Consider the following 10987-nt stretch of genomic DNA (forward strand, 5'->3'; position numbering starts at 1 on the left):
CACTCAGCAATAAATACGGGACACGCCATTGCCGGCACCGCGCCAAAAACTCCTCGCGCAAAGCGAGTAGACGCTGATGCTCTGCGTCGACAAAACCAGAATTGCGCTGCAAATAACAAAGCGCATCTGCATCAATCACCAAGGCGCCGCGCAACAAATCATCGCCAAGCCCAGCCAACTCATCAAAAGACACATTAATAGTCGCGCGGCCCCGCGATGCAAACTGGCCCAGTAATGCGGTAAGCAACGCGCCGGGTCGAGAAATTACAATAACATTCACAGAAAAATCACAGAAAATAGCAGTGGGGCAAGTAGTCGCAACTTGCGGACATACCGTGTAGACGGCAATACGTAAAACACCAGTAAATTGTTCAACATTACTCAATGCTGTCACGATGCGCAAGAATTTACCGAATGGCGGATGTTAGCACTAGCTGTACCAAGAAAAATAACACAACGCCAATTAATGGCAGCAAAAATAACGCGTCAACTCTGCTCTAGCTCTACGTCATTCACTTATTGACTAGAAAGCTCGACAACTAACATTGTGTCAATTAAAGTGAGTTGCGGCCTACTCGACGACATATTGGCAAGACATGAAAACAAGATACCCCGTGACGGGCAGCCAAACCTGTTAGCTATAAAAATAATACGGAAAATTTGCTCGCTCCGCCTTGCAACGCCGGCTGACCACATCGAAGAATTACGACCAACAAAAGAAAGCTATTGACCAAAATATCACCCTAAATTACTCAAACCGAATAATTACTGTGGGAAATATCGATATGAAATTAAATCTACACGCTAAATACCAGCAATCACATCTGACCTGCCTATTTATAACAGTACTTAGTGTACTTCCGTCAGCGGACGTAATCGCGAAAGAGCGCAAGCTCACCCTTGAAGAGATTATTGTTACAGCCCAGAAACGCGATCAAAGCCTGCAAGATGTTCCTGTCGCGGTAACCGCGCTAACGCGCGACGCCATGGACGTTAACGCCGTAAGCAGCGTCGTTGACCTATCAGGCCTAGCCCCCAATCTTACCGTTCGTCCTGCCGTTGGCGGCACCAATCTTCCGGCTTTCAATATGCGCGGCATCACCAGCTACGGTGTTGTCGCGGGCTCTGACAAACAAATCTCCATTTACCTTGACGGGGTGTACATCGGTTCGCCGCGGGGCTCTATGTTTACTCTACCTGACATCCAGCAACTCGAAGTGCTACGAGGGCCTCAGGGAACCCTATTCGGCCGCAACGCAACCGGCGGTGCGGTTAGTGTCAGCACTCGCAACCCCAATGGAGAGTGGGGGTTCCGGCAGAAAGTGAGCACAGGCAATCGCAATCTGCTCGCGACTGAGACATCCTTAGATTTTCCGGCGATGGGTCCGATTAGCCTCTATCTTACTTATGCACAAGAAAAAAAGGATGGCGATATTGATAATAAAGGTGCTGGAATTGTATGGGATCGCTCCGCCTACGGCGGGGGCAAGCAAACGTCACCAGAAACACTCGGTGCAATCGACAATGAGAACTTCTTTTTGGCCGCTCGATTTGAGCCTACGGAATCATTCAGCCTAACGTATAAATACGACTACAGTACCGACCATGGCACCCCACGCGGTAACGCCATGGTTACCGATGTCTATACTGGTAGCTTTGCTCCCGCCGACGCATTGATCGTCGACACGGTGGTAAGTGAAAATGCCGACAAGCTCGGTGAAGGCCAGACCCGGCCGGATGCGGTCGACAACACCTGGACAGTCGCGAGAGACCAGTCCGTTCGTGGCCATAGCCTTAACGCGGTCTGGGATATCGACGATAACCTGGTATTGAAGAACACCTTCGGCTATCGCGAAGTCGCCATTCTGGCAACGGCAGACATTACGGCCACGAGCGGTTGGAAAACCGGCCTGCTAAGCAGCTTACTGTTCGGCGTCCCACCGGGAACACCATTCTGCTTCGTCTGCTCCCAAGCTAATGGCGAAGGCAACCATTGGAGCAACGAAATCCAGCTGATTTACAGCACAGAGATTGCAACGCTGACCACTGGCGCACTCTACTATGAGTCAGAAGACGAGTCGGGCAGCCCAAGAAATTCAGCCAACGTGTTCATTTTCGCGACTTTTCCAGACTATACCGTGCCCGCGGGAAACCAAGCGGTTTCTTTCAATGAAGCAGAATCTTATGCGGTCTATTCGCAATCGGAATTTCACCTCTCGGACAATTTGGATTTCACCGCCGGTGCTCGATATACGGTCGATGCAAAATCAGGCAGCTTTGTAAGCGGCAATGCCGACGATTTGACGACGGAGAGTTTTAGCTACGACGATCAGAATATAAGCTACCTACTCGGACTACACTACCAAATAAATGACGACATTATGGTCTACGCAAAATATTCAACCGCCTTTGTGTCTGGCGGCTCCGTGGGCAGCTTTGCCTTTGACGCTGAACAAGCCACCTCATGGGAAGCAGGATCGAAGGCGGATTTCCTTGACGGTAGATTACGCAGCAATATCGCGGTGTATCATGTGCGATATGAAAAGCTGCAAACATCGCAAGGCGGCGCCAATGTTCCCGGCGCGGAAAAATTCGCAGTACTCATAGTCGAGGGCGGCGACCTCGAGTCACAGGGCCTAGAGTTTGAGCTCACCGCACTACCGGCAGAAGGCCTCACTATTAGTGCTGCACTTGGCTACCAAGATAATAAATTTACGCGGGTCACAGATCTGGTTGCACAAACAGTACAGGCATCCGGACCGAATGAATTCCCAAACTCTGATTATTTACAAACCCTTAGCCCTGAATGGAACGGCAATCTCTCCACGATTTACGAGACCAACCCGGTCTTTGGCGATGCTTATATGAGCTTCGGCCTTACCGGGATATGGAGAACCAAAGTCCGCCTAGAAGCCAATCCGGGCCGGGCGCACGCCACACCATTTGGTGTCGCCGAATTCACTCCGGAGACGTGGATAGTGAATGCGCGTATTGCGCTTAAAGAAATCAATCTTGGCAATGAGTTTAATGGCGAAGTGGCTGTTTGGGCACGAAACCTAACTGACGACGATAATATAGACTTCATCACCAATTTTGGCGCGTTTGGAGCGGGGACATTCGTTGAAGAGCGCAGCTATGGCATAGACTTAATCGTTAAGTACTAAAGGGAATACTCGCTACTTTAAGGGCTTAAAGCGCACGCAAGTAGGTTTTCGAATTGCGTGCGCCGCCCGATATTTTTAACACAGGCTTAATCGCGCGAAGAAGAAACCAACTACACACCCAAAAACCAAAAAGCCCAGCATTAGCTGGGCCTTCAGGGCAATACTTCACATTATAGTCTATGGTGTTTTTTAAAATGGAATATCATCGTCGAAATCATCGAAACCCGCCGGAGGATTCTGAGCCGGTGCGGGGGCGGGCGCACGATTTTGCTGCTGCGGTGGCGGAGCCCTACGAGGCGCCGCCGCCTGAGGTGCTTGTTGCTGACCGTAGCCATCATCACCACTCGAGGCGCCACCACCAGATCCACCGCGACCATCTAACATTTGCATTTCGGCAGCTACGATTTCAGTGGTGTATTGGTCAACACCCTCTTTATTCTGCCATTTACGTGTCCGCAGCGAGCCCTCAACATAGACCTTAGAGCCTTTCTTTAGATATTCACCGGCAATTTCCGCCAAGCGATTAAAGAAGACAACTCTGTGCCACTCTGTGCGCTCTTGGGGCTGCCCGCTTTGTTTGTCCTTCCAAGTCTCGCTGGTTGCGATGGTGACGTTGGTCACTGCACCACCGGAAGGCATGTAACGGGTCTCGGGATCTTGGCCCAAATTACCGACCAAAATAACTTTATTTATACCACGCGCCATGCGTTCTCTCCTGTTTTTCTATGAATGCGAACCAACGTCCGCAACAGATACTGCACTATACCGGATTCCGCTGAGAGCGGCCATTAGCTGCCTAATTGCAAACCTGCGGGTAAATTCGCCAGATCAAAATCACGACCCACCTGCAGGTAAGCGATGCGCTCACTCTCCAGTACGGTAACGTCTATTGCACCGGGCAGCGCAAGGATTTCACGACGAATATCAGCGGCATCGCCGGCGCCAAATTGCCAGCTTAAAACGATACTTTCTGTTTTAAGCGGTACTGACATTCCCCACGCGGCCATTAGCCATGCCCCAGCTAAAACTGCAGCACCGGCAAACACAGCACTCGCCCCCCAGCGGCCATATAAGCCACCGCCAACAGCTCCACCACAAAACGCACCAAAAAACTGGAATGTGGAATAAACCCCCATTGCGGTCCCCTTACCCCCAGCATAAACGGTCTTACTCACTAGCGAAGGCAGCGACGCTTCCATTAAATTAAACGCCACAAAAAACAGAGTAATAGTAAGAAGTAACGGCATAAACATCTGGCCCCAAACTGCAGCAGCCAACAACGCCAAGCCTATTGCAGCAATGCCCAGCAAAAATACCTCACGCATTTTGTTGCGGGTTTCAGCCACTATAATAAGCGGCACCATCGCAATAAAGGCCACCACCATCATCGGTAGATACACTTGCCAGTGGTCATCGCGAAGCAGGCCCTGCGTCTCTAAAATGCCCGGCACAGCGACAAATATCGCCATTAAAATTGCGTGCAAACTAAAGATACCGAGATTGAGGCGCATTAAATTACGATCATTTAAACAGCGCACCAGCAAACCACCCAGGGACTGACTATCTGGGTCGAGACGCTGCCCCTCCGGACTTGGCACGAGGAACAAGGTAACGAGTATTCCCAAGCCTGCCAGTACCGACGTACACAAAAACAAACCCGATACACCAAACCATGACGCCAGCACCGGCCCAATCACCATCGCCACGGCAAACGACACCCCGATACTCACTCCAATTGCCGCCATGGCCTTGGTGCGATGATGCTCCCGCGTGAGATCGGCGAGCAACGCTGTTAATGTACTGGCAATGGCGCCAGTACCCTGCAGTAAGCGGCCAATGATAACGCCAAAAATAGTGTCGGCGCCCGCAGCAAGCAAACCGCCCGCGATGAAGAGTAATAAACCGCTAATTATAACTGGCTTGCGACCAATGCGATCTGACAGCATACCCAGTGGCACCTGCAGTGCCGCTTGACCCAACCCATAAATACCCAGCGCCAAACCCACTAATACTGGGGTGCTAAATTCATACTCCGCCGCGTACAAACTTAATACCGGCAACAACATAAACAAACCAAGCATGCGAAAGGCGTACAGGCATGCTAGCGACACAATCGCACGCAGCTCAATTGCACTCATCGATTGATGGTTCAAGGGCGGGGAGATCCTAGAAATTTGAGGGATTTAAATCACATTCTAACAGTTATACCCCTATCAAAAAACCATCATATATTACCGGCCAGCTTATTTTGCGCCGCATGGTGTCAGCGTCGTATAATGCTTGGTTTATCAGGCCGGAAATATATATGGATCGGATTATCGTTCGCGGGGCCCGCACCCACAATTTAAAGAATATCGATCTTGATATACCCCGCGACAAATTGGTGGTGATTACCGGCCTGTCCGGTTCTGGCAAATCGTCATTGGCTTTCGACACGCTCTACGCAGAAGGCCAACGCCGCTACGTTGAATCGCTCTCGACCTATGCTCGACAATTTTTGTCGATGATGGAAAAGCCAGACGTTGACCATATCGAAGGCCTATCGCCGGCCATCTCGATCGAACAGAAATCGACATCCCACAATCCGCGATCAACCGTGGGCACCATCACGGAAATTTACGACTACCTACGCCTATTGTTCGCTCGCGCCGGTGAACCCCGCTGCCCAGAGCATAACGCCGCACTATCTGCGCAGACCGTAAGCCAAATGGTCGACACCGTGTTAGCTCTACCTGAGGGCAGCAAGCTAATGATGCTGGCGCCGATTGTGCAAAATCGTAAAGGCGAACACATACACACCTTTGAAAAATTGCGCAGCCAAGGTTTTGTGCGCGCCAGAATTAACGGCTTGGTAACAGACCTCGACGACTTACCGACTCTCGACAAGAACAAAAAACACACTATAGAAGTAGTCGTAGACCGCTTTAAAGTGCGCGCTGACCTCACCCAGCGTTTAGCGGAATCCTTTGAAACCGCTCTCGAACTCACCGACGGCATCGCCAGCATTGCCGACATGGATGATGAAAAAGCAGCCGAACTAACCTTTTCCTCCAAGTTCGCCTGCCCTCATTGTGGCTACAGTCTATCCGAACTTGAGCCTAGACTATTTTCCTTTAACAGCCCGCTGGGCGCCTGCAGCAGCTGCGACGGACTTGGTGTTAAGCAGTTTTTCGACTCCTCCCGCATAGTGCAGCACCCGGACGTCAGTCTGTCGACCGGCGCGATTCGCGGCTGGGATCGGCGCAGCGTTTATTATTTTCATATGCTTACCTCACTTGCCGAGCACTATGGCTTCGACATTGACGCGCCCTTTGAAGAGCTCAGCGAAGATCACCGCCATAAAATTCTTTATGGCAGTGGCGCCGAAGAAATCAGCTTCACCTATATCAATGACCGCGGCGACAATTTCCAGCGCAAGCACTCCTTCGAAGGCGTCATCCCCAATATGGACCGCCGCTACAAAGAGACCGAATCCCAAACGGTTCGAGAGGAACTCAGCAAGTTCTTAAACTCCCAGTCCTGCCCAGATTGCGCCGGCACGCGGCTTCGCAAAGAGGCCCGCAATGTCTTTATACTGGACAATACTCTGCCTGAAATAACCGCCATGCCGGTGGGCGCTGCGCGGGAGTATTTTACCAAGCTCGAACTCAGCGGCCGCCGCGCCCAGATTGCGGAAAAAATTCTTAAAGAAATAAACGACCGCCTACGCTTTCTAGTCGATGTCGGCCTTAATTACCTAACCCTGGATAGAAGTGCCGACACGCTATCTGGCGGTGAAGCCCAACGTATACGTCTCGCCAGCCAAATCGGCGCCGGCCTAGTCGGAGTAATGTATATACTCGACGAGCCGTCAATCGGCCTGCACCAAAGAGACAATGAGCGCTTGCTAAAGACGCTTCGGCATTTAAGGGATATCGGCAATACTGTAATTGTTGTTGAACACGATGAAGACGCTATCCGCACTGCAGACCATATTATCGATATCGGACCCGGCGCAGGCGTACACGGTGGCCGCGTAATCGCACAGGGCAAACTGGACGACATCTTAAATAGCGAAGAGTCCCTTACCGGCCAGTACCTCTCTGGCAAGCGGGCGATCGCGATACCAGACCTACGCCACCCGGTTAACCCTGAGCAATGTTTGCAAATAGAGGGCGCTACCGGCAACAATCTCCGCGATGTCGATCTTACTATTCCTCTGGGCTTAATGACCTGCGTCACCGGCGTTTCCGGCTCCGGCAAATCCACTCTAATCAATCACACCTTATACCCTGTAGCAGCCACCGTGCTGAATGGCGCAACAACATTAACACCCGCGCCACATCGCGCGGTGACCGGACTTGAGAAGGTCGATAAATGCATTGATATCGATCAAAGCCCTATTGGTAGAACACCGCGATCAAATCCAGCAACCTACACAGGTATTTTCACCCCGATCCGAGAGCTTTTTGCAGGAACGCAAGAGGCGCGCTCTAGAGGTTACAAAGTCGGTCGATTTAGCTTTAACGTTAAAGGTGGCCGCTGTGAAGCATGCCAGGGCGATGGCGTTACCAAAGTAGAAATGCACTTCTTACCCGACATCTATGTCGCTTGCGAGGTCTGCCGCAGTCAACGCTATAACCGCGAAACACTTGAAATTGTCTATAAAGGTAAAAATATTCATGAAGTCTTAGACATGACTGTTGAGGACGCCAACACCTTCTTTGAAAATGTGCCATCTATCAGCAAGAAACTGCAAACCTTAATGGATGTGGGGCTCAGCTATATCCGTCTCGGGCAAGCCGCCACCACGCTTTCTGGCGGCGAGGCGCAACGCGTTAAGTTAGCGAAGGAACTATCTAAACGAGATACCGGTAAAACCCTTTATATTCTTGACGAACCGACTACCGGACTTCATTTTGAAGACATCCAATTACTGCTAACAGTACTCCATCGACTGCGGGATCACGGTAACACCGTCGTCGTCATCGAGCATAACCTCGACGTTATAAAAACCGCTGACTGGATCGTCGATCTTGGGCCTGAGGGTGGTAGCGGCGGCGGAATGATCATTGCTGAAGGAACACCTGAGGATATTGCTACCATGCCTCAATCCCACACTGGCCACTTTCTCGCTGACGTACTTAAGCTGGCAAAGCAACGCCGCGCTTAAACACATCGCCCCCTCACGGGTTTGCCGCACATGCAAACCCAAATAAAAGCACCCATAAATTTAAGACAAAAAAAAGCCGACTTACAAAGTCGGCTTTTTTTCGCTACGTCGAGATTTACTCGTCGTCAGCTTCTTCTAGTGCAGGACGGTCAACCAACTCTACGTAAGCCATTGGAGCCTTATCACCAGCGCGCAAACCGCACTTCATGATACGGATATAACCGCCGGGACGACCTTCGTAGCGAGGACCTAAATCAGTAAACAATTTACCGACCGCAGCGTTACAACGCAGTCTGGCGAACGCCAAACGACGGTTAGCAACACTGTCTACCTTTGAAAGGGTAATCAAAGGCTCTGCATAACCGCGCAGTTCCTTTGCCTTTGGCAAGGTGGTTTTAATCATTTCGTGCTCTACCAACGACGCCGTCATGTTGCGGAACATCGCTTTACGATGTGAGCTATTACGGTTTAATTGGCGGCCACTATGACGATGACGCATGGCTTTTTCCTTTAATAAACGTTGCTATCTCAGCAAAAAATATTCGAGAGTGCTTACTTAAACTTAAGCAAGAACTCGGTCGTCGTTTCTAAGACTTGCTGGCGGCCAGTTGTCTAGGCGCAAACCCAAGGACAAACCACGCGATGCCAATACGTCTTTAATTTCTGTCAGCGACTTCTTACCAAGGTTAGGCGTTTTCAAAAGCTCAACCTCTGTGCGCTGGACCAAGTCACCGATATAGTAGATATTTTCCGCTTTCAGGCAGTTGGCAGAGCGCACGGTCAGCTCTAAATCATCTACCGGACGCAGCAGAATAGGATCTACTTCGTTTTCTTCACGTGACGGCTCGTTTTCACCTTCGCTTTCAAGATCAACGAATACTGCCAGCTGCTGCTGAAGTATGGTTGCCGCACGGCGAATGGCTTCTTCGGGATCAATCGTACCGTTGGTCTCTAAATCAAGAACCAATTTATCTAAGTCAGTACGCTGCTCAACACGCGCACTCTCAACCACATAACTTACGCGGCTAATCGGGCTGTAGCTGGCATCTAATTGAAGACGACCAATTGAACGGGTTTCTTCTTCGCCGTTATCACGCGCGTCTGCCGGTACGTAACCACGACCGCGAGCGATAGTCAGGCGCATATTGATCTCGCCATCATCGTTCAGGTTCGCAATAACGTGATCGGTGTTAACTATTTCAATTTCGTGATCAGTCTGGATATCACCTGCAGTAACAACACCTGGGCCTTTTTTGTTCAAGCTCAAAATTGCCTGATCTTTGCCGTGCATGATTACTGCAACTTCTTTCAGGTTAAGCAGGATTTCAATAACATCTTCCTGCACACCTTCCATTGCACTGTACTCATGCAATACACCATCAATCTCAACTTCGGTGATTGCACAGCCCGGCATAGAAGACAGCAAAATACGGCGCAAGGCATTACCCAGGGTATGACCGAATCCCCGCTCAAGCGGTTCTAAGGTCACTTTCGCGCGAGTCTGGCCAAATTCTTCAACTTGGATGACACGCGGGGTTAAAAATTCATTGACAGCACTTTGCATAATTCACCTGTAGTGATTTGTCCGGAGGTTAACTTACTTCGAGTAAAGCTCAACGATCAATTGTTCGTTGATCTCTGAAGACAAGTCGCTACGATCTGGCACGCTCTTAAAAACGCCTTCCATCTTAGTGGCGTTAATATCGATCCATGCGCAGTCACCGCGCTGTGCAGCCAGAGTAATTGCAGATTGAATCCGCAATTGAGTCTTAGCTTTCTCACGAACACTAACCACATCACCAGCTTGAACTTGGTAAGACGGTACGTTAACCGTTTTGCCATTAACCAGTACTGACTTGTGCGATACCAGCTGACGAGATTCGGCACGAGTAGAGCCGAAACCAATGCGGTATACCACGTTGTCTAAGCGGCTTTCTAAAAGCTGCAGCAGGTTCTCACCCGTTGCGCCTTTACGACGAGCAGCTTTTGCATAATAAGCGCGGAATTGCTTTTCAAGAACACCGTACATACGACGTACTTTTTGCTTTTCACGAAGCTGAACACCGTAGTCAGATAGACGACCACGACGTGCACCGTGCATACCGGGTGCAGTTTCTGCTTTACATTTTGAATCCAGCGGACGTACGCCACTCTTTAGGAACAGGTCGGTGCCTTCCCGTCTGGATAATTTACAGCTTGGGCCCAAATATCTAGCCATTTTCTGTATTCCTCAACTGTTAATTAAACGCGACGTTTCTTGGGAGGACGGCAACCATTGTGCGGAATAGGCGTCACGTCGGTGATGTTAGTAATCTTGTAGCCGCAATTGTTCAGCGCGCGGACCGCAGATTCGCGACCTGGGCCCGGACCTTTAACTTGCACATCAAGATTTTTTAAACCGTAATCTTTAGCAGCATTACCAGCGCGCTCTGCAGCGACCTGAGCAGCAAAAGGTGTACTTTTACGAGAGCCACGGAAACCACTTCCGCCGGCCGTAGCCCAGCTCAGCGCATTACCCTGACGATCTGTAATGGTTACAATTGTGTTGTTAAATGACGCATGTATATGTGCGACACCGTCCACGACGGTCTTTTTGACCTTTTTCCGTGGAGCTTGTTGCTTGCCTGGTTTGGCCATGTTCTATTTCCATCTCTAATATCAACACTACACA

At 50.3% G+C, this 10987-nt stretch carries 9 protein-coding genes; 2 read left to right on the top strand and 7 right to left on the bottom strand.

The window, feature by feature from the left end; translation table 11 throughout:
* On the bottom strand, positions 1-385 hold a 385-nt coding region (locus tag ABYT30_RS10005), incomplete at its 3' end, for a hypothetical protein (RefSeq protein ID WP_373096284.1).
* A gap of 400 nt (positions 386-785) precedes the next feature.
* Between ABYT30_RS10005 and ABYT30_RS10010 the strand changes: the two genes are divergently transcribed.
* Positions 786-3164 (top strand): TonB-dependent receptor, encoded by a 2379-nt coding sequence (locus tag ABYT30_RS10010; RefSeq protein WP_373096286.1) that lies wholly within the window; start codon positions 786-788, stop codon positions 3162-3164.
* Positions 3165-3353: 189 nt separating this feature from the next.
* On the opposite strand, the gene ssb is transcribed toward ABYT30_RS10010, so the two are convergent.
* Both ssb and ABYT30_RS10020 read right to left on the bottom strand, forming a co-directional pair.
* Positions 3354-3869: a single-stranded DNA-binding protein gene (gene ssb / locus ABYT30_RS10015; RefSeq protein ID WP_373096287.1), complete on the bottom strand. Its 516-nt coding sequence runs from the start codon at positions 3867-3869 to the stop codon at positions 3354-3356.
* A gap of 83 nt (positions 3870-3952) precedes the next feature.
* Positions 3953-5317: an MFS transporter gene (locus tag ABYT30_RS10020; RefSeq protein WP_373096289.1), complete on the bottom strand. Its 1365-nt coding sequence runs from the start codon at positions 5315-5317 to the stop codon at positions 3953-3955.
* Between the two features lie 152 nt (positions 5318-5469).
* Here ABYT30_RS10020 and uvrA point away from each other — a divergent pair, with 152 nt between their 5' ends.
* Positions 5470-8316 carry an excinuclease ABC subunit UvrA gene (gene uvrA / locus ABYT30_RS10025; RefSeq protein WP_373083382.1) on the top strand — a complete coding sequence of 949 codons (2847 nt, stop codon included), beginning with the start codon at positions 5470-5472 and terminating at the stop codon, positions 8314-8316.
* A gap of 115 nt (positions 8317-8431) precedes the next feature.
* On the opposite strand, the gene rplQ is transcribed toward uvrA, so the two are convergent.
* The 4 genes from rplQ to rpsK form a co-directional block, all read right to left on the bottom strand.
* The gene (rplQ, locus tag ABYT30_RS10030; RefSeq protein WP_373083383.1) at positions 8432-8815 is read right to left on the bottom strand and encodes a 50S ribosomal protein L17; all 384 of its coding nucleotides are present in this window, start codon (positions 8813-8815) and stop codon (positions 8432-8434) included.
* Positions 8816-8878: 63 nt separating this feature from the next.
* Positions 8879-9880, bottom strand: coding sequence for a DNA-directed RNA polymerase subunit alpha (gene rpoA, locus ABYT30_RS10035; RefSeq protein ID WP_008248297.1), 1002 nt, complete (start codon positions 9878-9880; stop codon positions 8879-8881).
* 33 nt (positions 9881-9913) lie between these two features.
* Positions 9914-10534: a 30S ribosomal protein S4 gene (gene rpsD, locus ABYT30_RS10040; RefSeq protein ID WP_373096291.1), complete on the bottom strand. Its 621-nt coding sequence runs from the start codon at positions 10532-10534 to the stop codon at positions 9914-9916.
* A 23-nt stretch (positions 10535-10557) separates the two neighbouring features.
* Positions 10558-10953 (bottom strand): 30S ribosomal protein S11, encoded by a 396-nt coding sequence (rpsK, locus tag ABYT30_RS10045; protein WP_008248301.1) that lies wholly within the window; start codon positions 10951-10953, stop codon positions 10558-10560.
* Positions 10954-10987 lie beyond the last annotated feature (34 nt).

Source organism: Zhongshania sp., from assembly GCF_041623545.1.
In the GTDB taxonomy this organism is placed as follows: Bacteria; Pseudomonadota; Gammaproteobacteria; order Pseudomonadales; family Spongiibacteraceae; genus Spongiibacter.